Source organism: Enterococcus sp. AZ095a (assembly GCF_050546735.1).
GTDB classification, from domain to species: Bacteria; Bacillota; Bacilli; order Lactobacillales; family Enterococcaceae; genus Enterococcus_D; species Enterococcus_D entomosocium.
The window spans coordinates 835,558-858,628 of record NZ_CP172953.1 but is presented as its reverse complement, the minus strand read 5'-3'; the positions used below and the strand labels follow the sequence as shown (position 1 = coordinate 858,628).

The following is a 23,071-nucleotide window of genomic DNA, read 5'->3' as shown; positions in this document are numbered from 1 at the left end:
TTATGAAACATGTTCCAACAAAAAAAACAGCCGAAGCTGTTTTTTTACGATCGCTTAGATTTGCTTGTAGACTTGATGGGCTAAAAGTTCGATCAGTGTAATCACCGGGACTTGCGTTGTCAGGTTCAAATCGACTTCTTTTCCGCCACTTACGACGGGCATATAATACGATATATTGTAGTCCGCCATTTGGGCGATCGTCGATTTTTCATCATTGGTGATGCTGAGTACTTTTGCTCCATAGCGTTTGAAGTCTTCCGTTTGCTTGATCATTTGAATGGTTTCACCCGACACCGATAAAATGATCGCTAACGTATTTTCCATTCCACGAGACGGTACTGGCAAAAAGGGATCAACGATGCTATAAGCATTAATGCCTAAGTTGGCAAAATAGCGACTGCCATAGGTGCCCAGAATGCCGCTTGTGCCGATACCGGAAAACGCCACATGGCGTGCGGAAAGAATCAATTCTACTGCCGGTTGGATAAACTTACGGTAATCTTCATTATTGACTTTTTTTAAGAATGTATTGACTTGAATCGTTGCATCATAGAAAAGATCAAACGCTCGTGCGTCTTGTTCCTTTTTTTGACAGATTGCATACTTTAACTCTGAATATCCACGATAGCCCAATTTCGTGATACATCGTAAAATCGTCGACGTTGAGACGTGGCATGCAGCTGACAATTCGCGAATCGTCAGCTGATCGATCTCTTCAAAATGCTGGACAATGTATTTATAAACTGCCATTTCAAGCTCGTTCAAAGTCTTGATTTTTTCTTCATCAAACATCCCACTGCCTCCACCCAACAAATTCATCGCTCTGATGATCGATTAGATCGCAAATAATTCCGTCGCTTTGTCAGGATCGGTATCAAAGACTTCAAACGTTTCTCCAACACCTAGATCATGTTCTTTCATGGTGTTGACCATCGTTAAGTGCGCCAACTCTTTCAGGTTGTTTTCTTTACTTAAATGACCAAGATAGACCCGTTTGGTGTTGTCGGTCAAGATATCCGTCATGACAAGTGCGCCATCTTCATTCGATAAGTGACCGCGATCTCCAAGAATCCGCTGCTTGAGACTCCATGGATAAGGACCCATTCGCAACATTTCTAGGTCATGGTTGCTTTCCACAAGGTACGCATCGGCGCCTTTGATAATGCCTCGCACATGACCGCTGCAATAACCGGTATCCGTCAACATCACGAATGATTTGCCGTCTTTATGGAAACGATAAAATTGCGGCGCTGCAGCATCGTGAGAGACGCCAAAGCTTTCAATGTCCAAGTCACCCAAGGTCAGCACTTTTCCCATTTCAAAGATATGTTTTTGTTCGACAGCGACGTTACCGATCATTGGATCCATCGCTTGCCATGTTTTTGTATTCGCATAGACATCAAGTTTGTATTTTCGTGCCAGTACTCCAACACCGTGGATGTGGTCCCGATGTTCGTGGGTCACAAGAATGGCGTCCAAGTCTTCTGGTTTGCGCCCTACTTCATCCAATAATGAAGTGATCTTCTTGCCGCTCAAACCGGCATCCACTAAGATCCGCTTTTTATTGCTTTCGATATAGAGCGAATTCCCTGAGCTTCCGCTGGCTAGAATACTTACTTGAAAGGCATTTTCCTTCATCATGGTTTACGTGACTTCCTCTCTGGTTGTTTCAACGAGTTCCATTATACCCGCTTTTTTATGGATTTTCTACCTTTTGAACGGCATTATTCGTGATGATCCGATTGCTGAAGGCATTGACCGTTTCGATTTGAATGGTGTCATCGCCATCTAATTGGAAAGCAATAAACCATGCAGGAATATACACGTTTTTTTCCCTAACCTTCAAAATCATCGTATAGGCTAATTCCGTCCAGAGAATTTTCGAGTGACTTGGCAGCTTGTTGTTCAGATAAAGCGTATTTACTGCTTCTTTTTCTGAATAGACCGTCATCTTTTCCCTTAGAGGCGTAATATTGGAGATATGTGTTTGCGTATAACGGGCAATCTGCAGTAGATCATCCGTTTGTTCTAAGGTGATATCGATCCGACTTGAGCTGTCATTGAAAGGAATGCCTTCATACGACTGGACCGCCACCACCGTCGGATGATTGGCGTTCAAGACAGAGAGGTTTTCCAAATAGTCATATTCATCCCCAAACAGGACTTGGTCTTTACGTTGCAAGAAACCATTGACGGTTTCTTCCGTTTGAGAATCATCACTGATATAAAAGCCATTGGTTGAGACATGGATCAACTGCTGCCCTTTGACCGTCGACCCTCTTTTGAACTGAGTATTGAGTTGCGGATTTCGTAGTTCTGCCTCAAAATCCGTCTGTTCACCGCTCAAATAATAGCCACTCAAGACCTCGTCTGATAATTCACCAGAATACCGAATGTCCTCAGAATCGAGTCGTTGTTCGATAGGAATCGTTTGGTTTGATTGTGAAACCATCTGATGCTCGCTGCGAGCCTCACTATAAACATTGAATAAAAAGACATTCAGACCAAGAAAAGCGAGGAAAAAAATCCATTCGATTCGTTTAAAATCCAATTAATTCTCCTCCGTTTCTGCTAATTTTGTCATTAATGCATCATAGCTAATCCAAGACGAGTCATAATTGACATACCAAGCAGGTGTCAAATCAACCAGTGGTGCATCTTTGATCTCCCCCCATTGATAGCCGACGATGATCTGTTGCAACAGCTCTGGGTCAGCCCCTGCCGCAATCAAATCATTTTTGACTGACAAACTAGAAGGCAATTCAATCTCCGTTTCAGAAGGAATCGGCACTTGAATTGCGTTCAAGCTGGCAGAAATCGTCATTTCACGACTGCCGGTCTGACCACTTTCTGAAAAAGCGACACTGATCACCCCTTGGCCGCCAGTACTAAAGACTGGATAGCCTTCGACGAAAACCCGATAATCCAAGTGTTTGTCTTGTTGATCAAAATAGCGGATCGTCCCAAAGTTATTGCCTAGACGAATAATGTAATCCGCACTCAACATTGCCAGATCCATTTCATCGGAACCGTCTGTGGTGGTTTCAAACTTGACTTGCTGCTGATCTTGCAAGACCGTCATGTTTTGCCCACCTTCATAATAGTAGGTATCGACACTTTCGTCATTGATCTTGACATTTTTAGGATTGCTGAAAAAGGCTTCTCGGAACAAACTCTGAGACTGTGTCGAAGAATAGTAGCTGTATTTTTTTAGCTTGATCGAATCCTGCGTATAGTATTGATTGCTGGATCGTTCTTGATCAGTCCTCATTGCCGTCCATTCCCGAGGATTGTCTGCTAGTAAGTGTTTTACTTGGCTTTTATCCCAGTCGATCTTGCCTCGAACTACTCGTTGATGGGTAAAGTCAACAAATTGGATCGTATTTTCTTCGAGATCAAACTGGATGCGAGAAAACGGAAAATCCTCTGTTTCACTTTCGTCCTCTAAGGACAGTTCTTTATCAAAGGTTTTCTCGTAATCTTTCAAGTAAAACGTCGTATAGTAGTTTAAGGATATTCCTTGATCGACCTCTTGGGCTTTCGAAAAAGCCTGTTCTTCACCATAGGTTCGCAGGGTCAAATCACTGATCGTTGCCTCGTTGATCACCTCTTGGATCTCTCGAATCACCGCTTCAGAGTTGGTTTCTTTGATATCCTCTTCGTCATTCCATGTCAGATATAGGGGCAAAAACAAATCACTTTTTTGTTTGTAGGTTTGAACCGAAGGATTGACGCCAGTATCTGTTTCGGTGCTGGCATTGTTGAACCCGGTCGGATTTAGCCAAATCATATAGGAGAAATAAAAACTCAAGGCGATCATCACGATCAAACCTGCTCGAATGATTTTTTCTGAGATTCTCATACCCACCAATCCTCCTCATACGGTTCATAAGGCAACATGATGTAAAATGTTGACCCGCGATTTTCTCGACTTTCCGCCCAAATCGCACCGCCATGAGCTTTGATGACTTCACGTGAGATCGCCAACCCTAAGCCGGTGCCTCCTTGTTGGCGGGCTCGAGCTTTATCGACTCGATAAAAACGATCAAAGATCTTCGTGAGATCTTTTTTCGGAATTCCTAGTCCTTGGTCATTGATGCTAAGGACGATGTTATTATGAGTCTCCATCAATTTCACCGTAATAATCCCACCATCTGGCGAATATTTGATGGCATTATTCATGATGTTGTCGATCACTTGGATCATTTTGTCCGTATCGACTTCCACCCACAATTCTCGTTTGGTGAACTCCCGACGAATCAAATATTTTTTGCTTTCATTCGTCACCATCATGTCAAAACGATCCAACACGAAATTAACCATTTCATTGAAATTGATGTATTCCAACTGCAGTTGCGAATTGCCGCTATCCATCCGCGACAGACTCAACAGGTCATTGATCATGCGAATCATTCGATCCGTTTCATCCAAAGTCACTTTCAAAAAGTTCGGCGCAATTTCTGGATCTTTCCAAGCACCCTCACTCAGCGCTTCGATGTAACTACGCATACTCGTTAGAGGTGTTCGCAACTCATGGGAAACGTTGGAGACAAATTCTCGCCGTTCCTGCTCATTTTTTTCTTGTTCCGTGACATCGTGCATTACCGCAACTAGACCGGAAATGAACCCGGACTCTCGACGGATCATGGAGAAATCAATGCGCAAGATCAGATTTGTTCCCGTCAAATCATTGCTAGGACGTTCCAAAAGCATGTCTTCAGGATTTTCCAAAAGCTTTCGTAACGTGTATTCTTCATCGATTTCCAATAACGTCAAAATCGACTGCCCGATCGCTTCTTCGTTTGTGACATTCAACAAGGACATCGCCATCTCATTGATGGTAATGACTTTGCCTCGTCGGTCGGTGGCAACAACGCCGTCTGTCATGTGGGATAAGACACTATCCAAGCGATTTCGCTCGGACTCCATCGCCTCTTGAGTCTCTTCGATTCGTTCTCCTAGTTGATTGAAGGTTTCCGCCAATTGTCCCAATTCATCTTTCCCATGAATCGCGACCTTGCGGCTATAATCTCCTTTAGCGATGCGAATCGCTTGTTCCCGCATCTCTCCAATTGGTTGGGTAATCGAACGAGAGACCAATAGTGCCACAATGATCGAAATCACTGCCGCTATCAGCGAGGCGGTAACAAAAATGACCGCCGTCGTACTGACTTCATTGTACTTTGACTCTAGATTGCTCCGTAAATAAAGGGTTCCTAAAACGGTATCCCCTGTCGGTGATTGGATCGACTGGACGATATTGAACACCCGCTGACCGCTGGATTCATCATAAAGGACTTCACTGCGGTTCGTATCGTAATCACGGTAATCATTTTTTTCTCCCACCGAGCCACGATCATTGATATTGGTGGTTGCACGAATAATCCCTTGCTCATCCACCACCCGCATCTCCAAAATTTCTGAAGAGTTGGTACTCGTTAAGATTCGATTCAGGGAAGCATTCATGGAATCCCAATCCAACCCGTCATCATTATCCATGCGACTCAATTCAGAGCCTAATGTCACCACTAACGTGCTGGCCCGTGCCTCCATGTCGCGTTTGAAGGCATCGACCGTTGTTCTTTCCAATTCGCGAATAAAATACGCCCCGATAATCTGGATCGCAATCAATAAGATCAAGATAAAAGTCAGGGCGATTTTGAAGTTCACCGATTGAAAAAAGCGAACCTTATTTTTCATAGCTTATTCCTGTTCTGGGTTCCGCAAGTAATAGCCCACTCCGCGACGAGTAACCAAATAGTTTGGATGGCTCGGGCTGTCTTCGATTTTTTCACGCAAACGGCGCACCGTCACGTCAACGGTTCGAACATCACCAAAGTAGTCATAGCCCCAGACAGTTTGCAATAAATGTTCTCGGGTCATCACTTGACCAAGATGTTTTGCCAAGTAGTGCATCAATTCAAACTCCCGGTGCGTCAATTCGATGGCTGCACCATTTTTAGTGACCATGTAGGCATCCGGATGAATTGTTAAATCACCAATCGTTAATTCGCTGTTGGCATTGTCGTCTGCTTCCTTCGCAGCTGCCGAGCCGCGACGCAGATTGGCTTTGACGCGGGCCACCAATTCCCGGTTTGAAAATGGTTTGGTTACATAATCGTCCGCACCAAGCTCAAGGCCTAGTACTTTATCGATTTCAGAATCTTTGGCTGTGACCATGATGATCGGCATGTCATGGGTTTTGCGCACTTCCCGTGCAACTTCCAATCCATCCATTTTTGGTAGCATCAAATCAAGCAAAATCAGATCAGGATCGACCTCGGCTACTTTTTCTAATGCCTCTTCTCCATCATAGGCGGTATATACTTCATATCCTTCTTTGGTTAAATTAAATTTGACGATATCAGAAATTGGTTTCTCATCGTCCACTACTAGGATCTTTTTCAAAAATGTCACCTCAATTTTTTTTGGTTTCTTACTTATTATACATTATTTAAACAGGCTTTTCATCTTTCCCAAAAACCGCCGCCTCATTCTTAAGGAAAGCACAAAAAAAGAAAGGCACGGGGCCTTTCTTTTTTACTCTTCTAAGAGTTGAATACCGATCCCTAACAACCCAGGACCCGTATGGACAACTAACGCGGGAGAGATTTGCCCAAACAAGATTTCTTTGACCTTAGGAAATTCGGCTTCTAATCTTGCTTTCATCTCTTTGGCTTCTTGTAGTGCATCACCTTGGGCCACGGCTAAACGCACATGGCGATGGTCACCGATGAATTGCTTGATCAAGTCAACGGTTTTATCCAAGCTTTTCTTCCGTCCACGAGATTTTGCGACCGTATAGTAGATCCCTTCTTCATTACAAGAGATAATTGGATTCAATTTCAAAGCATTACCTAAGATGGATGCAACCAGACCGATCCGGCCGCCTTTTTGTAAATACTCTAAGGTAGCTACGTTGAAAAAGACTTTGTTTTTCGGTACTTCATTCGTTAATTGTGCCCGCAATTCTTCCCAAGTCACGCCTTTTTCTAACAGTTCTGCCGCACGAATCGCTTGCAGCCCTGCACCGATCCCAATATTTTTCGTATCAAGTACAAAAACCTCAAGATCCGTCCGTTGTTCACCTAACAGTCGAACGACATTAAACGTTCCGCTCAATCCGCTGGAGATGGTTACGGCAAGGACTTTTTCATACCCATCGGCTTTGATCCGATCAAAGATTTCCCCGATCGCCGCGCCATCAGGTAATGAAGTACTAGGAATCTCTTGCGGCAAACGTTCGTAAATTTCTTCGGCAGTAATATCAACTTTATCGGTATAGGTCCGATCCTTGTAGATTATTTGCAATGGCAGCATATACATGCCGTATTGCTCCATGATCTGTGCGGGAACATCGGTACCTGAATCAACTAATAGGGCAATTTTCTCTTTATTCATGGGCTTCTCCTTTATGTGTTTCTAAATAAATGACTTCTAATTCGATGGTTTTTTCTGCCAACAATTTATTAGCAAAGGAACGCGTTGCACCTTTCATGGCCACTAATTCAATCGGGATTGGTTCCGATGCCATTTGCTCGGGCTCTCCCATTGCTTCTTTGCCAACAAGATGAATTGCTTTTTCTTGTTCTTCACAAAATACATTATAGGCATTTCTGATTCCGACAGCTTTCCCTTGAAAAAGGATGCCTGTCTTTATTTCTGGAATTGTCAACACTTGCTTCAGCATCGTGATCGCGATCAAAAATGCGAGATGCTTTTGGTTGTAACGTTTTTTTTCTGGTGCGGGGATCATCCCTTTTTTGACATAATTATTGACCATAGAAGAGGTCAATAGCGGATGTTTTTCTGTTTGGATCACAGGTGATAAATATTGGTCAATCAAAGTGATTACCTGATCCATATACAGTTCCAGGGTTGGCAACTCTTCCCACCTAGGCAGATGGAATTCCAGCAGCGATTCACCCCATGTTTTCATGTTCGATTGTAATTTTTCCATGTCATCCTCCATTTTGACTAACAGAAGGTTAGATTATCACAAACTAATCATCTAGTTTCGATAACTAGATACATTTTATCACGGTTTTCTGAGTTTTTAAAGCAATCTGATCAATCTTTTAAGAATTTCCTATCATTTGAAATTGGGGAACGAATGGTGTTTTTTTAAGATAACCCCTGTTTTCCAACTGGAAAAAGCGCACATTTTTTTCAAAAGAATGATTGATTTTTAAACACCGGAGTGCTAAGATAATGAAGTACTTTTGGTACGGGCCGTTAGCTCAGTTGGTAGAGCAGCTGACTCTTAATCAGCGGGTCGCGGGTTCGAGCCCCTCACGGCCCATTGGGTGCCAAACCCACGGAACAGGTAAATGTTGGTGCGAAAGCATTTCGAAAACATTTATGCTGTTCCATTTTTTTGTTTATAATTATCACCTTACGAATAAAGGATTTTTTTGATAAGAAGATTTCTTATTCGAAGAGGTCTGTGTAAAACTTCAAAAACTTTTGAGCGATGAAGAAGGCATCTCAATACGATTCTCTCCCTTACTCAAACGATGACTCATTTACCGATCACGAAACGAGTATTCTACAGATTTAAATCATTTGAGAACATGAGAATTAGAATCATTTTGATCAATCAATTAATCAAAGTAAGCTAACAAAAAATCTGAGCCAGAATGCTATTCATTCTGACCCAGATTTGATTTTGTACGACTCATCAGTCCTTGTTGACAAAGAGTCGAAATAGTTTAGCATATTATATCCCACGTTCATAGTGTGACCAAACAGAGAGAATCGTGATCGTTTTACTCTCTTCTTCCACGCTGTAACCAACCTGTGTTTGATATTGAGACGTCTTGAACAGTAAGGTAATCCTGGTAATTTTTCGTAAGGCGGCGGTGTTTGAAAAGGATTTTCCTTAATGACTTTGATCAGTTCATCAAACTTACTAGTTAGATTGATACTCTTCAATTTAGACAAATCTTTGCGAGCATTCTTTTTGATCTTTACATTCTATCCCAATCAATTTCACCTAAGTCTTCACTTTCTTCATTCTCAAAGTGTTTGATCCGATCAAGTACACCCACATTTTGTAAGTTGAGCGTTTCTTGTAAGGAGTTCCAATCGCTCTTACTAATCATGCTGACGCTTTCTTCCTCTTTTGTACTCGCAATTTCTACAGGTTGACTGTCAGCCACAACATGCTTAATGATTCCATAAAGGTTTTTTCTTGCATTCGTTGGTGTAATTACTTCCATGTTTTCTCCTCCTTCTATTTAAAAATCTTAAGCATATTATAACGTACGTAAATAAAGAGGAAGAACATATTTAATTTTTCTTACAAGTCTTCAAGTCTTTTAGTAATCGTTTTTTGTGCCGTAATTTGTGGTTTCGATTGCTCAAATTGGTTACTGTTTGCCGTCCTATTTACCAAATGGGCGGTTTCTTGTATTGATTCTTGGTCTTTAACAGCTGCCATAGTCATTTTGTCTTCAGCGGCTTGCTTTTTGATCCGTTTATTAATCGAAGAATGCAACAAGAAAAGAAATTGCCAATCACTGTTTTGCTTCTAGTATGACTGTCCTTTGTGTCCTGCACAGTAATAAGACTAAATGTATTGAAAAGGAGTAAAAACATTTTGATGCTACTTCATTTATTCTTTTGCTCAATCACTACTTCATCTTCATTTATCGGTTCTTCGAATCCTGAAAAAAACCGTTGAAGGATTTCTTCTGTAATAGGAAAAGCGGAATTTGCAGTCTGGACTTTATTTCTGATCGCTAATCGTTTTCGTAAAGTATCATAATCAGCTTTTAGATAGATTACTTTAATCGTCACATCATATGCTGCCAGTAGTTCTCTATAAGCGTCTCGGTGACTTTTAGCCCAAAAACTAGAATCGACAACTACGTTTTTTCCTTCTTGAACAGCCCTTACTGTAAGCTCTTTCAATTTAACTGAAGATAATGACGAAACTTTTGCATATTTTTCCGAAGGGTAATCAACACCATAAACGCCATAGTCTTCCCAAATTAATTCATCTATTGCTAATCTTACATAACCTTCTTGCTCTTTTTGTTTTGAGTAAGTGGTTTTGCCTGCACCACTAACGCCACACATCAAAAGTACCTCAACCATTATTCTCCTCCTACCTTTTCTGATCAATAAACAAAGAGAACGAAAAAACCTTATTTGTAATCAACGCTCGTGTTTTAGACCACTGTTCGCCACCCACATCTGATGATACAATGATAACATTGTTTTTATGAACAACAAGCAGATTGGGAAACAATCGCAAGAAAAATAGTAAGTAAAACCATATATTAGAGAATAGAAGCGTTAGCCACTTAAGCTAACGGATAAATCAAATTTTTGTCCATTTCCACTCTACTATAAAAAAATTATTTTCTACAAAAAATAGGAACGAAAGCCAAAATACGAAAGAAACATCATGGCTAAAACTTATGTATGTAATGGTATCTTTATTTCTATTATTCCAATTTTAAAATAAAATAAGCCACCACTCCAAACTATGATAGAAAAACAAGAATAGACTCTTGAATAGAACTTGAATGCAAAACTACCTCCAAAATAAACGCAAGAGTCTATCTGTATAGATAAAGATCTTTATGTGCAAGTTCTTTTGCACCAATAAAGATCCTTAGAATCAAACAAATCAGAATGTTTTCAAATCAAATGTGATAGTGTCATTGTTCTTTAAAATCAACGCTTGTGCCCCTTTATCGGTCATTTCGTCATTGACGGTATAGACCCAAAATAGATTGGCTTTTTGATCTTGGCTGATGCCGTTGATCGAGGTGATAAAGTCATCTTTTTCTTTGATCGCAAAGTTTTCTTTCATTACTTCCAGCAGCGACTCATTTTCTCGGAACGTTACTTCTTTTGAGGTCACATCTTCTTGATTTTGGATGACGATCGTAGCTGTTCCTTGTTCTTGCTTCAAGGAACTTTGCTGCGTGCTTTCTGACGTTACACTTGCCTGTTGACATCCTGTAGCGACGAGTAATGTGCTCACTAGCATAAATACGACAAATACTTTTTTCATCTATTTCTTCCTCTCCAATAGTCAAAATACTAATCGTTTTTCTATCCAATATGCGGATAAGAGTTATTTTATCAATCCCGTTTTTTCTTAGAGCCCGCATTTTAATTGGATTTTACAGTTTGTGCAGGTACTACAGCCGCCGATTTCCTCAATGGTTCCTTCATGGCAGATGGGGCAGATTTCACCAGAGACGACGGGTTCATCTACTTGAACGACAGGCAGCGGTTCAACTTGTGCGGTCAGCTCATTTTCTACCGCTTCTAAGGTAAGTACTTGTGAATCTCGGCTGCCATCTACATAGACGGTCCCTCCTTTGGCTCCTCCTTCATAAAGATCTCGATAAACCTTGGCTACTTGGCTTACTGTATATCCTTTTGGTGCATTGACCGTTTTTGAAATGGAGCTATCCACCCAACGTTGAATGGTGCATTGCACACCGACATGTTCTTCGGGCGTCAACTCCATAGCGGAAATGAACCATGCCGGCAACTGCGCTTTGGTTCTTTCAGGATGATCCATCAGGTATTCGTCAACGATCTCCGCATTGATTTCAATAAACTTACCTAGTCGACCGCTTCTAAAATAAGAAAAGGAGTAGTAAGGTTCTAAACCGGTTGAAACTCCCGTCATCGTGCCTGTCGATCCTGTTGGTGCAACGGTCAAAAGATGAGAGTTACGAATGCCGAATCGCAGCACGCCTTCGCGGATGTGCGCTGGCATTTTTTTCATGTATCCTGTATCGACAAATTTCTTCCGCAACGCTTGCGTCTCTTGGTCATTTTTTCCAATCAGGAAGGGAAAGCTGCCTTTTTCTTTCGCCAATTCAATGGATGCCTCATAGGCAGTGACTGCCATTTCCTCGAAAATTTGATCAACGAATTGATTCCCTTCTGCCGATCCGTATTTTTTCCCACAGTAGATCAATAAATCTGCCAAGCCCATGATCCCTAATCCAACACGTCTTTCCCCTTTCGCCTGCTGCTCATTTTTGTCAAAAAAGTAAGGCGTTGCGTCAATAACATTGTCTTGGAAACGAACTGCTTTTTTCACGGTTTCTTTTAGTTTGGCAAAATCAACGGTGCCTTTCTGGCGATCCGCCATGTTTGCGAGATTGATGGCTGCCAAGTTACAGACGGCATAAGGGGTTAGGGGCTGTTCACCGCACGGATTGGTTGCCACGACTTTTTGTCCGTATGCTGTAGCATTCGTCATCTTGTTGGCATTATCGATAAAGAAAATACCAGGCTCAGCAGAATACGTTGCACAAAAAGTAATCAACTCCCATAACTCACGAGCTTTGATCCTTTGATAGGTTTTGACTTTATGACCAGCTGCTGCCCATTCTCGCACATCCCCGACTTCCGCCCATTTTGCATCATATTGCGCCATCTCTGCTTCTGAATAATTGTCAATATCTGGAAAGCGCAGCTCATACCATCCATCTGTCTTCACTGCTTCCATGAATTCTTCTGTCAAGCAGACTGAAATATTCGCGCCAGTTAAGAAATCACTTTCTTTTACCGCATAGCTGCCACCTATTCGCAATTTTTCTTTGGCCTTTTGGATCATGTCATTATGTTCCTTATCTGACGATTCAGGCAGTTGCGCTAGATAAGTGAACATTCTTTCTTCCATTTTTGTCAAAGGGTCAAATTGCAGTTTTTCATTGATTAGTTGTTTGATTGCTGTATTCGTGACTGTTTTTTTCAGGTGAAGCAATACAGCAGGATTTTGAATTTTAGAAAGAATAAACGCAAAAATATCTGGATGCCAATCTGCCATCATAATCATCTGCGCTCCGCGACGACTACCTCCTTGTTCGACAAGGTTCGTCAAGTTCGCCAAATCATTCAGCCAAGAAACTGCCCCAGAAGACCGACCGCTGACGCCGTGGACCACACTTGATTTTGGTCGCAAGGTCGACCCATTGGTTCCAACCCCGCCACCACGACTCATAATCTCCATGACTTCTTGTCGATGGACAGCAATCCCTTTTCGGGAATCATGGATGAAAGGCATCACAAAGCAATTGAAGTAGGTAACTTGAGAATTTGTTCCTGCTCCATAAAGTACTCTGCCTGCGGGAATTAGGTTTTGCGCCACGATTTGTTGGTAAAACGTATCAAGGAAGCGCTCCTGGTCATGGGACTCGTTGGCAGAAATCCCTTTGGCTACACGATGCGCCACTTGCTCAAAAAAGAGTTCTAACGGTTTTTCAATGTCACTTTTTCTTCTTTTCACAAGTCCACTGGCTTGTTCATCAGTATCTTCTAACGCTGAACGATAGGTCTCTTCCACTTCGATAGAGACTAGTTCCCCATCGATTGCTTTCACAATACCGATTCCTCGTGCAGGATATTTAGGATCAGCTTTCGTTGTCAAAATCACCAAATCATCCTTACCCAACGTTTGATGGGTTTGATCCTTGAATGAGTAACGATCCAACATAATCAAACGAGCGATTCCCTCAAATGTTTTGGTCATTTCCGGTGTGATCGCCGAAACTTCTTGGAACAACTTGATATCCTCGTTCAATTTCTCAATCGTTTGTTTTTTGTAGTCCATTTCTTTCCCTCTCCTTCTAAAAGCACAACATATTGTGCTCCGTTTTTATTATCGTACTATATAATGTGTATTTCAATCTTGAATTATATTATTTTCCATGTATAATGAGAATGATTATCAATTAGAAAGTCGGCGATTTTCATGCTTCCTCCCCAATCCAAGGTATTCTCCGTTCAAAGAATTTCTCATTTAGCACTGCTCACCGCAGCGTGTATCGTTGGACGGTTGGTTTTTGTCTTTATCCCTAACGTTCAGCCTATGAGTGCCCTTTTATTTGTAGTGGCTTTTTCTTACTGCTTAACCGATGCGTTGATGATTGCCTTGCTAAGTTTGCTCGGAACAAATATCTATTTAGGCATGGGTCCCTGGACGATCAGTCAATTGGCTGCACTTACCGGCACCATCGTTCTTTTTCAACAGCTTGGAAAAATCCCGATCATCAAGAAAAATCGTATCCTGCAAGCTTTCTTTGCCTTTCTTTGCGGACTTCTTTATGGCTTGATCGTTTCGTTGATGGAGGTTTGGCTTATCAGTTTCCTTCGTTTCTTGCCTATTACCTTCAAGGACTACTGTTCGATTTCTTCCATGCCAGTGGAAACTTCGTCTTTTATTTGCTTTTATGGCCAGTATTTGAGCGAATAACACCCAACTCCTATAAATTGAAGAAAAAAAACCAGTGATTTCGATGGAATGAAGAATCCGGCTAACTTTGTTTTCGTGTTTCTTTGAAAGAATGTTAGCGTAAAGTTATTGTTAGAAAAACAAAAAAACTATGGCTACTCTTCTGTTTCCTTTGCTTAAAAATCTATCCAAAAAGTACCAGCTAAAAGCCTTTCGAAAGGGTTTCTTTCATCTTTATGCGTCCATTCATTTAAATGAGACGTTCTCTATTTCATCCACGCCCTTGACCGAATGTAGTAGCATTTCTTTCAGATTATTAATGAATGATGATGTTTGCTTTTTCTATCATCAGAAATTTATTATTTTTTTTAAATAACAATTTAATTTTTCTTGACCAAAAGAATTCAGAGGTTTATCCTAACTATGGAAAATCAATGACTGGATAAAAAAGAGCAGCTGAAATTTTTTTATTCAATTTGACCTTTGACATTTGTGAAAAAGTGCATAAGAAACTTGATAGTGATCAAGCGCTTACGGAAAGAAATTTTTTTCTCACTAAATTTCAAAAAACGCTCTATTTTAACCAGTCAGAAAAATCATTTTAAGAAGGAGAAAGCGATGAATGAGAAACAATTACGCTGGTATAATATTGCGCTGATGGCGTTCGTCTCTGTTTGGGGACTGGGAAATGTTGTAAACAATTACGCTCAACAAGGATTGACTGTTGTTGTTTCGTGGCTATTAATTATGGCTCTTTATTTTGTACCCTATGCATTAAGTGTTGGTCAGTTAGGATCGACCTTCAAAGAGTCAAGTGGTGGTGTCTCCTCATGGATCAAAGAAACCTCAACAAAGCGGTTGGCTTTTTTTGCTGCTTGGACTTATTGGGTCGTTCACGTGCCCTACTTGGCACAAAAACCCCAAGGAATCTTAGTATCCTTGAGTTGGTTATTTAAAGGAAATGGTACATTTGTATCGACGATGGGTTCCATGGAAGTCTCGTTGATTTGTTTAGCTATTTTTCTATTCTTTTTATGGATTGCCTCTAAAGGATTGACGACCTTAAAAATGATTGGGAACATCGCGGGAACAGCCATGTTCGTGATGTCGATTCTTTTTATTCTTTTAGCAGTCACCGCTCCAGCAATGACTGGTGCTGAAATTGCTACACCAAACATGTCATCTGTTTCAACCTATATCCCTAAATTTGACTTTACCTATTTAACCACGATCTCGATGCTGGTATTTGCGGTAGGTGGCTGTGAAAAAATCTCGCCTTACGTAAATAACACAAAAAATCCTGCAAAAGAATTTCCAAAAGGCATGATCTTTTTAGCCGGTATGGTGGCGTTATGTGCCTTGCTCGGCTCGATTGCTATGGGGATGCTTTTTGATGCCAACCATATTCCAGAAGATTTGATGGTCAACGGCGCTTATGAAGCCTTTCAACGACTTGGAAACTTCTACGGAATCGGCAACTTCTTTGTCATTCTTTATTCCATCGCCAATGCGTTGGCGCAAATCTCTGCTTTGGCCTTTTCAATTGATGCCCCATTGAAAATATTACTGTCTGATGCTGATTCAGAATTTGTACCAAATGGCTTAGCAAAACTAAACAAAAAAGGAACACCAGTAAATGGATATATTATGACTGGTATCCTGGTAAGCATTTTGATCATTATTCCAGCACTAGGAATCGGCAATATGACCGAACTGTACCGTTGGTTGCTGAACTTGAATTCAGTTGTCATGCCACTGCGTTACTTATGGGTCTTCTTAGCCTTTATGCTAGTCAACAAACACGCCAATCGCTTTACTTCCGATTATAAATTCGTGAAAAACACCAAAGTTGGCTTTGGGATTGGCTTATGGTGCTTCTTGTTCACGGCCTTTGCCTGCATTTTAGGGATGGTTCCTAAGCTTGATTATGCGGCAGATCCGCAAGCTTGGTTCTTCCAATTGGCCTTAAATATCATTACGCCGATCGCCTTTCTTTTGATTGGCTTGATCTTGCCAATCATTGCGAAACGTGTAAATAAAAAATAATCATTTGCTCAAAAAAGAGGTGTCCGACAACTATTTCGGTTGTCGGGCACCTCTTTCTTTGTAAATGAACTTCTCCGCCGCGTGCGGTATTTGGTCCATCCTCTTACCGAAGCGTTCATTCCTCTTTGTTGTACTCTTTGTTGTGCTCTTTGATTCCATACTTGATCCATTGCACCTTATAGCGAAAATCTTTGATCAGCTCTTTTGCGGTCCATTCATTCGAAATAAAATCTGTCAGACTATCCATCACGACCGCCATAATAAAGTAAAGGAAACTGACGGCTTCTTGCGTATCATGGATCGTGAAACGATTTTCTTCCAACAGCTCCAACCATTGGCGAATCATGGGCGAATCGTCAGGGATCGCATCGCGCTTCGTCCAGGCATTGCTTTGGGTACATAAGTGGATCATTTTCCAATGATCATCTTCAGGTGACCATTGACTGCACCAAGCCAAGTATTCTTCGATCCCTTTGAAAAAATCATTTTTGTTGCGATTGATAAACGTAAAAATCGCAGAATGGATTTGGTTGGAATAGTTGGTGATCGCATAGTCATAGGCATCCTCTAAGTTTTGAAAGTACTTGTAAAACGCCCCTCTAGAAATGTGCGATTTTTCGACGATGGCAGAGACCTTGACTTGACTGATATGCTTGCTAAAAAATTCTTCTAAAAGCACGGCATCGATTTTTTCTTTTTTCTCTTGTTTTAAATGAAAAAATGTTGTACTTGGCAAGGGATTCTCCTCCATCATTCGCAATCTACTCCCTCTATTATAAACAAATCCCTCTACTTTTCCACTCAGACTTGTGCAGTTTCTCTTGATGGGGCGTTTTGTTCGATCAGATTGCCATCTTCCATTCGGAAAATGCGATCACTCCATTGGATCATTCGCTCGTCGTGGGTGACCATGACTGTCGCTTTCTTTTTCTCATGCGCTTCTTTCACTAATAACTTCACGACTTCATACGCATGATCGGTGTCTAAGCTGGCAGTTGGTTCATCCGCTAAAATCAAGCTTGGGTCATTAAACAAGGCCCTGCCGATCGCTACTCGTTGACGTTCCCCACCAGATAAATCGCGGGGAAACTTGTCTTGAAGGTCGAGAATATCTAATGAAGCAAGCAATTCATCAATCCGTTCCTTTTCCTTGGCTTTCCCTGTAACTTTGTCGACCAAATAAAATTGTTCCTTTACCGTTAGAAAAGGGATCAAATTCGAGCTTTGCAAGATAAACCCAATCTCTTTAAAACGCAACTTCCCTCGTTGCTTTTCATTTAATTGGGAAAAGTTCACCTGGTTGATGATGATTTCTCCCGATGTTGGACTTTGTAAGCCGCCAGCGATAGTCAAAAAGGTACTTTTTCCTGAACCAGAAGGGCCGATGATACTGACAAACTCCCCTACTTGAACGTGAAAATTCAGTCCTTTTAATGCCGTTACTTCCGTATGCTGCTTGCCAAATTTTTTTATAATATCCTTCATTACTAAAATGTCTTTCATCTTTGTTACCCTCCTATTGCCGTGATTGGATCGACTTTTGTGACCGTCCGAATGGAGAATAAGCCGCCTAGAACTGCCACGAGAATCAAGATGCCGCTATAAAGCAGCCATTGCTTTAATTCAAAGAAAAATGGCATGGCATCTGGTAAAAACAAGCTGGTGCCGTATGCCGCCGCAAAGGCTAGGGCTACCCCGATCACTCCTACCATAAATGCTTGCGCAATAATTGATTTGGCAATAAAGCTGGTCCGAATCCCTTGGGCTTTCATCACACCAAAAATCGCTGTTTTTTGTAGGGTGATCACATACATGAAAATCCCCACGATTGCCGTTGCAACAACAAATAAGAAGTAGATCATGGCATTTAAGGTCAAGTTTTGGGCAGAAAATCCAGGAAGCTTTTCAATAAAGTCTTCCGTTGCCAACACTTTAAGCTGGGTTCCTTCTTGGTTATCGACTTTAGGATCACTTGATTTGGTCACAATGATATTGATGGGCTGCTCCTTATCAGATGCGAATGGTTGATTAGCAAACTTCATTTTCGTCCAAGTATCGAGGGAAGTATAAATCACTGGTGACACCGTATAAGACGTTTCTGGGGTGATCCCAACGACTTTGAAGGTTTCATCTGAGCGTCCGATTTTCACTTGGTCTCCGACCTTGATACCTTCTTCTGCTAAGTTTTCTGAAATCGTGATCTCATTTTCTTTTGAAAACAGCTTGCCCTCTAAGACTTCTGGTAACAAGAACGCATCGTCTTGTGTACCAAAAACAGTCACATTGACTTGTTCATCGTTGACCGTAATGACACTGCTGTATAAACCAATTGGGGCTTTTTGTGTCCCTTCTACACGGTCTAAATCCCATCTCGTCAATTGCGAAGCCGCAAATGTGTCATTCGCATCTTCTGATAAAACGATCGCGGATGAATCCCAGTCGACGATGGCCTTTTTAAAATCCCAGTTAAGTCCGGTAGCTAAGCCAGACAATATAAAAACAACATAGGCGATCAAAAACATGATTCCTACGATCAACCCATATCTTAATTTTGAATAACGCATTTCTTTTATAGCCAGAAACATTGTTCTTTCCTCCTACTTTCCAAATATTGACAAAGTGTCACTTTTTGAAGAATACCACATAAGGTGACACTTTGTCACTTTTTACAACTCGGAAAGTTTGTAAGGTTGATCGATCATTCTTTTTCTGTCATTCACTGAGGATGTTTTTTCCTAAAGGAGTGTGAATAAAGAGAGTTGAATACTGGGCGTTTCGCGTAAAATACGCCATTTCCTTTTAACATTCTTTGCTAGATGAAAAAAAGCATGGCAGACCGTAAATAGTCGAACCATGCTTTGGCAAAAACGAACACGAGGATTTCATTATTGGTGTTCTAGAGATCAGCTGACTTTGCTTTGTCCAATTGTGGAAATTACTGCTCGTAACTGATGACACGAAGTATCAAACTGCCGTTTTTCCTCAGGTGTAAGCGTCAATTCAATAATTTCGCGGACGCCGTTTTGGTCCACGACTGCAGGAACCCCTGTGAATAAATCGTTGATGCCATATTCCCCATTAAGGTAGGAAGATACCGGCAGAATCGCTTGCTCATCATTTAAGATCGCTCGAACGATTCTTGCGACACTCATCCCTATCCCGTAAAAAGTTGCTTGTTTTCGATCGATGATTTCATAGGCAGCATTTTTTACTCGTTCAGAAAGAACCGCTAGATCGGCAACGGTCAAACGATCCTTTTGCTTGATCAATTCTACGATCGGTTTCCCACCGATCGTTGTATGGGACCAGACAGCGACTTCCGAGTCACCGTGTTCCCCAATGATGTACCCATGAATATTCCGTGGATCGATGGCTAATTTTGCCGCCACTTCTTTTCGAAGTCTTGTGGTATCGAGGGTCGTTCCCGTACCAACGACCCGATTGGCTGGCAACCCGGACACACGCCATGCTTGATAAGTTAAGACATCGACTGGGTTTGAAGCGATAACAAGCACGCCATCAAAGCCTGAAGCCATCACTTGTTTTGTGACGCTTGCCATAATTTCGGCGTTCACATCAATCAATTCAAGCCGTGTTTGTCCTGGCTTTTGGTTGACCCCTGCGGTAATAACCACGATGTCAGCATCTTTACATTCCGAGTACTCTCCAGCCCAAACTTTGATGTTTTCTTGCCCCCATGACATACCGTCTAACAAATCGAGGGCTTCTCCTTCTGCTTTGTCACGATTGACATCGATCAAGACTAACTCATTGATCAGTCCTTGATTGATCATGGAATACGCAATGCTCGTTCCAACGAAACCTGTTCCGACAACGACAACTTTTCTGCTTGTACTTTTCATGTGCGATCCCTTCCTTTTCTTTTCAAATACTTGTGCTATTGTTTTGCGTATATTACGTATTTTCTCAAAAAATGTATGTTCTCTTGTGTACTCTTGTGTTTCCTTAATAACTATGACCGGCAATCAGCGCTTTGGCTTGCTGATACAAATGAATTGCATATTTTCCTAACACATAGCAGACGACAATCACGGCAAAGCTTGTTTCAATAATCGTTAAGGCTTGTAGAAACCCAAATATCAGTGGGTGATTCGCAAAAAACTGCGCTGATTTGAACATAGCAGTCGCTGAAATCACAAGAGGAAACGTAAATGCCGCATAGCTTGGGTAAAAGCCGACTGCCAGCATGTTTTTCATATAAGCGACGACACAAAAATAAATCGTTTGTGACAATAACAGCATAAAGGCGACAAACCAAGCAGAGCCTTGTTCAAATACGGAAAGGTAACCTGCTAAGCAAAGAGAACCTGGTGCTGTTAAAATCGTGATCAAAGGAACTGCCGCACGTTCCGTCAGCTTCTGATGGACGATTCGTTTTAAAATAATCGGCAAAAGCGCAAAATACAATACCAATGCGATCCAGACGATCACTTCCCCCAGCTCTTTAAAAAAGACAGCAGAAGTATTGGGAATGACGCCAATACCGACGAAGGTAATAAACCAGCTCGGATAAATGTATTCCAGCGAAAGGTCGACAGGCAAAATATGCACGACAACAAAATAGATCATTAAAGCAAAATGTAAGCCGATAGCCCCCCACCAGAGCAGATCATTCATCACTGCATCGGGAATGACCCGTTCAAAAACAGTGGAAATCACCATCAGCGCCATCGTAAAGGTCGGCGCCACAGAAGCAACGATTGGGTTTTGCAACTCTGACATCGTGTGCTTAAATGTAAAGCATACTTTCAGAAGGAAGAGCCCCATGATGAAAATACCAAGGGTGCAAAACGCATTTCCAACCGTCTCCATTCCTTCTGAATACAATAAATTCCCCAATGACACAGTGCCTAAAATCAAGCCACAAATCGGGATTGGCAATGAATGTAAAAAATGCTGGATCGATGTTTTCATCAACTCATCCTTTCTCAACGTATGAAAATTTCAACTAAATTTGCTTTCTTTTTTCTCTACACTTATACTATAATCACCTGATAACTATTTGTAAAATTATACTTTTAAATACTAATTATAAATATTATTAATAATAAAGGAGTCCCCAAAATGATTGAATTGCTCAAAACCTTCATTGTTGTTTATGAAACGAGAAACTTTAGTCTTGCCGCCAAACAACTCTATAAAACTCAACCAACGATTTCCTTGCAAATCCAACGCTTAGAGGCCGAACTTGGCTTCAAACTTTTTGAACGTAAAGGAAAACAATTGATTTTACCCACCAGCCAAGCGGAGTTTTTGTATCCTCGTGTGGTCGAGTCTCTCCGCTCATTGTCCACTATTTTTTCGCAAGCCAAAGACACCAAAAATTTTAAAACAGAGTGTGTGCTCGCTTGTTCGAATACGACCGCCGTCTACTTACTGCCCAGCATCATGGCGCAGCTGATTGAAGAATTTCCAACGTTTGCCTTTGAAATCAAAATCATGAATTCTCAAGAAGTAATCGATGCCGTCGAATCAAACAAAGCCCATATTGGGCTGATAGAAAAATCAATCGTTTCGCCATTGATCCAAAAAGAATTCGTTTATCGCGATGAATTGGTGTTAGCAGGCAACCTCGCTTCTGATTTTTGGGTCTTGCGGGAAAACGACTCGGGGATGTACTACATTAACGAAACCTATCTGTACGCACAGCACTTGCATCCGCAAATCATCAAAGCCAATAACAGCGAAGTGATTTTGTCCCTACTAAAACAAAACATCGGCAAATCGATCATCTCGAAACTTTCATTACCAGAAGAGTTGCCTTGGCAGGAACTTGATCCAGAGTACCGCTATCGTGATCTTTTTATCATTCAGAATCGTCAGCGTGCGACGCCGGAGACCGGAGAGATTTATGAGGAGATTAAACGGCTGTTGTTGGAAAGGAATAGAGCTGCTGGTACTGGTGAATCGAGAAGATAACAAAATATCCTTTATACTGATTCTTAAGAAAATTTCTCAGAATCAGTATAAAGGATTTCCATCAGACAACTTCGATTTTTTGCAAAAAAACAAAATACATTTATGCGACGTTAAATACTAAAGAATATCTCGTTTCCATACTTAAATCATACCCACATAGTTCTTTAAAATAGCTTTGATAGTCATTTTCAATGATACGGATAATTTCTTCGCTTGGTAGTTCTTCAAATTTAATCAATTCAACTAATAGGTTTAATTTTGCATCAATTCCCAAAATTCTTGGCAGCACACTCCAAAAATTTTCTTTTGAGATTTCATCAGTTAGTTGGTTTAAACGCCGCAACAAATCAATTAAATAGTCTTTCAAATCTTTTTCTTTTCTTGATGCATTCCTAAATTCTTTTTGATAATAGCTGCTATATTCTTCTTTCATTGTGAATAGCATGATTCATAAGGTCCTCTCTATGTGATTATTTCTTTCTAATGCGTTCCAAAAAATAGTGAACATTTTTTGGAAGCTAATAAAATACATGCCTCTCGATAAAGTAGTTTAATAGGTGAGATAATGTATGAATGATACTCTTGAAACCTCTTCTTTAAAAAAATTTCCAGATGTAATTTATGAAGAAGCGACAATAGCCAATAAAAATCTCCTTCATTATGGGAGTCACTCTTGATCAACAAAAAACGATCAAGATGTAAAAGTGATTTTAAACATGCTATTAACGTCGGATTCATTGAATCCCCCTTGAATCCGAACGAGTTGGAAAGAGAAGATCCCCCAAAGAATACTGATAACCGCCAGTCTACTATTAAACATTTTACTTTTATTTTACATCACTGCCGATACCACTAAGCATTCATTTTGAG

The 23,071-nt window shown here is 41.1% G+C and carries 20 protein-coding genes, 1 tRNA gene and 2 pseudogenes; 5 read left to right on the top strand and 18 right to left on the bottom strand.

All coding sequences use genetic code 11. From position 1 onward, the window contains the following. Positions 1-54 precede the first annotated feature (54 nt). From IGJ26_RS03860 to IGJ26_RS03825, 8 genes are all read right to left on the bottom strand, one after another. Positions 55-792: a MurR/RpiR family transcriptional regulator gene (locus IGJ26_RS03860; RefSeq protein WP_008377233.1), complete on the bottom strand. Its 738-nt coding sequence runs from the start codon at positions 790-792 to the stop codon at positions 55-57. A gap of 42 nt (positions 793-834) precedes the next feature. Next, on the bottom strand, positions 835-1,641 hold the full coding sequence (locus tag IGJ26_RS03855) for an MBL fold metallo-hydrolase (RefSeq protein WP_430599887.1): 807 nt from the start codon (positions 1,639-1,641) through the stop codon (positions 835-837). 55 nt (positions 1,642-1,696) lie between these two features. Beyond that, positions 1,697-2,551, bottom strand: coding sequence for a two-component system regulatory protein YycI (locus tag IGJ26_RS03850; protein ID WP_005237391.1), 855 nt, complete (start codon positions 2,549-2,551; stop codon positions 1,697-1,699). Continuing rightward, positions 2,552-3,862 carry a YycH family regulatory protein gene (locus IGJ26_RS03845; RefSeq protein WP_086372670.1) on the bottom strand — a complete coding sequence of 437 codons (1,311 nt, stop codon included), beginning with the start codon at positions 3,860-3,862 and terminating at the stop codon, positions 2,552-2,554. After that, positions 3,859-5,700: a cell wall metabolism sensor histidine kinase WalK gene (gene walK / locus IGJ26_RS03840; protein WP_008377228.1), complete on the bottom strand. Its 1,842-nt coding sequence runs from the start codon at positions 5,698-5,700 to the stop codon at positions 3,859-3,861. Before walK ends, IGJ26_RS03845 begins: the two co-directional genes overlap by 4 nt. Positions 5,701-5,703: 3 nt before the next feature. Next, entirely contained in the window at positions 5,704-6,408 is a 705-nt protein-coding gene (gene yycF, locus IGJ26_RS03835; RefSeq protein ID WP_010747607.1) for a response regulator YycF, read from the bottom strand. Positions 6,409-6,540: 132 nt separating this feature from the next. Next, positions 6,541-7,401, bottom strand: a complete 861-nt coding sequence (locus IGJ26_RS03830) for a DegV family protein (protein WP_005237394.1) — start codon at positions 7,399-7,401, stop codon at positions 6,541-6,543. Then, entirely contained in the window at positions 7,394-7,960 is a 567-nt protein-coding gene (locus IGJ26_RS03825; RefSeq protein ID WP_086299705.1) for a DUF1836 domain-containing protein, read from the bottom strand. Before IGJ26_RS03825 ends, IGJ26_RS03830 begins: the two co-directional genes overlap by 8 nt. Before the next feature lie 269 nt (positions 7,961-8,229). On the opposite strand from IGJ26_RS03825, the gene IGJ26_RS03820 reads away from it, so the two are divergent. Continuing rightward, positions 8,230-8,302 (top strand) — tRNA-Lys (locus IGJ26_RS03820). 149 nt (positions 8,303-8,451) lie between these two features. Then, a pseudogene (locus IGJ26_RS03815) lies at positions 8,452-8,621 on the top strand (ISL3 family transposase); the annotation flags it as partial. A 348-nt stretch (positions 8,622-8,969) separates the two neighbouring features. Here IGJ26_RS03815 and IGJ26_RS03810 read toward each other — a convergent pair. From IGJ26_RS03810 to IGJ26_RS03795, 4 genes are all read right to left on the bottom strand, one after another. Further along, a complete protein-coding gene (locus IGJ26_RS03810; protein WP_194199809.1) occupies positions 8,970-9,221 on the bottom strand; it encodes a type II toxin-antitoxin system Phd/YefM family antitoxin in 252 nt (83 codons plus the stop codon). 391 nt (positions 9,222-9,612) lie between these two features. Further along, on the bottom strand, positions 9,613-10,101 hold the full coding sequence (locus IGJ26_RS03805) for an AAA family ATPase (protein ID WP_005237399.1): 489 nt from the start codon (positions 10,099-10,101) through the stop codon (positions 9,613-9,615). A 538-nt stretch (positions 10,102-10,639) separates the two neighbouring features. After that, the gene (locus IGJ26_RS03800; RefSeq protein WP_194199808.1) at positions 10,640-11,029 is read right to left on the bottom strand and encodes a DUF4430 domain-containing protein; all 390 of its coding nucleotides are present in this window, start codon (positions 11,027-11,029) and stop codon (positions 10,640-10,642) included. A gap of 87 nt (positions 11,030-11,116) precedes the next feature. Then, complete coding sequence (locus tag IGJ26_RS03795) at positions 11,117-13,594, bottom strand: vitamin B12-dependent ribonucleotide reductase (protein WP_194199807.1); 2,478 nt, start codon at positions 13,592-13,594, stop codon at positions 11,117-11,119. Between the two features lie 141 nt (positions 13,595-13,735). Between IGJ26_RS03795 and IGJ26_RS03790 the strand changes: the two are divergent. Continuing rightward, positions 13,736-14,274, top strand: a pseudogene (locus IGJ26_RS03790) (hypothetical protein). Between the two features lie 559 nt (positions 14,275-14,833). Then, complete coding sequence (locus tag IGJ26_RS03785) at positions 14,834-16,261, top strand: APC family permease (protein ID WP_005225272.1); 1,428 nt, start codon at positions 14,834-14,836, stop codon at positions 16,259-16,261. Positions 16,262-16,376: 115 nt separating this feature from the next. Here IGJ26_RS03785 and IGJ26_RS03780 read toward each other — a convergent pair whose 3' ends face one another. The 5 genes from IGJ26_RS03780 to IGJ26_RS03760 all read right to left on the bottom strand — a co-directional run bounded on the left by IGJ26_RS03780 (position 16,377) and on the right by IGJ26_RS03760 (position 21,196). Beyond that, positions 16,377-17,015, bottom strand: coding sequence for a TetR family transcriptional regulator (locus IGJ26_RS03780; protein ID WP_008377216.1), 639 nt, complete (start codon positions 17,013-17,015; stop codon positions 16,377-16,379). A gap of 47 nt (positions 17,016-17,062) precedes the next feature. Further along, positions 17,063-17,764 carry an ABC transporter ATP-binding protein gene (locus IGJ26_RS03775; RefSeq protein ID WP_430599886.1) on the bottom strand — a complete coding sequence of 234 codons (702 nt, stop codon included), beginning with the start codon at positions 17,762-17,764 and terminating at the stop codon, positions 17,063-17,065. Positions 17,765-17,769: 5 nt separating this feature from the next. Further along, positions 17,770-18,846 (bottom strand): ABC transporter permease, encoded by a 1,077-nt coding sequence (locus IGJ26_RS03770; protein WP_430599885.1) that lies wholly within the window; start codon positions 18,844-18,846, stop codon positions 17,770-17,772. A 318-nt stretch (positions 18,847-19,164) separates the two neighbouring features. Beyond that, on the bottom strand, positions 19,165-20,124 hold the full coding sequence (locus IGJ26_RS03765; protein WP_034878749.1) for an L-lactate dehydrogenase: 960 nt from the start codon (positions 20,122-20,124) through the stop codon (positions 19,165-19,167). Between the two features lie 103 nt (positions 20,125-20,227). Next, positions 20,228-21,196, bottom strand: coding sequence for a TDT family transporter (locus IGJ26_RS03760; protein WP_042890594.1), 969 nt, complete (start codon positions 21,194-21,196; stop codon positions 20,228-20,230). Positions 21,197-21,346: 150 nt separating this feature from the next. On the opposite strand from IGJ26_RS03760, the gene IGJ26_RS03755 reads away from it, so the two are divergent. Continuing rightward, the gene (locus tag IGJ26_RS03755) at positions 21,347-22,201 is read left to right on the top strand and encodes a LysR family transcriptional regulator (RefSeq protein WP_008377207.1); all 855 of its coding nucleotides are present in this window, start codon (positions 21,347-21,349) and stop codon (positions 22,199-22,201) included. Between the two features lie 100 nt (positions 22,202-22,301). Here IGJ26_RS03755 and IGJ26_RS03750 read toward each other — a convergent pair whose 3' ends face one another. Beyond that, a complete protein-coding gene (locus IGJ26_RS03750; RefSeq protein ID WP_005237412.1) occupies positions 22,302-22,646 on the bottom strand; it encodes a DUF7006 family protein in 345 nt (114 codons plus the stop codon). Positions 22,647-23,071: the final 425 nt, after the last annotated feature.

Coding starts and splice junctions, on each gene's coding strand:
- IGJ26_RS03785 (WP_005225272.1), top strand. CDS start 14,834: ATGAATGAGAAACAATTACGCTGGTATAATATTGCGCTGATGGCGTTC.
- IGJ26_RS03855 (WP_430599887.1), bottom strand. CDS start 1,641: ATGATGAAGGAAAATGCCTTTCAAGTAAGTATTCTAGCCAGCGGAAGC.
- IGJ26_RS03830 (WP_005237394.1), bottom strand. CDS start 7,401: ATGAATAAAGAGAAAATTGCCCTATTAGTTGATTCAGGTACCGATGTT.
- walK (WP_008377228.1), bottom strand. CDS start 5,700: ATGAAAAATAAGGTTCGCTTTTTTCAATCGGTGAACTTCAAAATCGCC.
- IGJ26_RS03805 (WP_005237399.1), bottom strand. CDS start 10,101: ATGGTTGAGGTACTTTTGATGTGTGGCGTTAGTGGTGCAGGCAAAACC.
- IGJ26_RS03780 (WP_008377216.1), bottom strand. CDS start 17,015: ATGATGGAGGAGAATCCCTTGCCAAGTACAACATTTTTTCATTTAAAA.
- IGJ26_RS03845 (WP_086372670.1), bottom strand. CDS start 3,862: ATGAGAATCTCAGAAAAAATCATTCGAGCAGGTTTGATCGTGATGATC.
- IGJ26_RS03795 (WP_194199807.1), bottom strand. CDS start 13,594: ATGGACTACAAAAAACAAACGATTGAGAAATTGAACGAGGATATCAAG.
- IGJ26_RS03770 (WP_430599885.1), bottom strand. CDS start 18,846: ATGTTTCTGGCTATAAAAGAAATGCGTTATTCAAAATTAAGATATGGG.
- IGJ26_RS03810 (WP_194199809.1), bottom strand. CDS start 9,221: ATGGAAGTAATTACACCAACGAATGCAAGAAAAAACCTTTATGGAATC.
- IGJ26_RS03750 (WP_005237412.1), bottom strand. CDS start 22,646: ATGCTATTCACAATGAAAGAAGAATATAGCAGCTATTATCAAAAAGAA.
- IGJ26_RS03775 (WP_430599886.1), bottom strand. CDS start 17,764: ATGAAAGACATTTTAGTAATGAAGGATATTATAAAAAAATTTGGCAAG.
- IGJ26_RS03755 (WP_008377207.1), top strand. CDS start 21,347: ATGATTGAATTGCTCAAAACCTTCATTGTTGTTTATGAAACGAGAAAC.
- IGJ26_RS03800 (WP_194199808.1), bottom strand. CDS start 11,029: ATGAAAAAAGTATTTGTCGTATTTATGCTAGTGAGCACATTACTCGTC.
- IGJ26_RS03825 (WP_086299705.1), bottom strand. CDS start 7,960: ATGGAAAAATTACAATCGAACATGAAAACATGGGGTGAATCGCTGCTG.
- IGJ26_RS03765 (WP_034878749.1), bottom strand. CDS start 20,124: ATGAAAAGTACAAGCAGAAAAGTTGTCGTTGTCGGAACAGGTTTCGTT.
- IGJ26_RS03860 (WP_008377233.1), bottom strand. CDS start 792: ATGTTTGATGAAGAAAAAATCAAGACTTTGAACGAGCTTGAAATGGCA.
- IGJ26_RS03760 (WP_042890594.1), bottom strand. CDS start 21,196: ATGAAAACATCGATCCAGCATTTTTTACATTCATTGCCAATCCCGATT.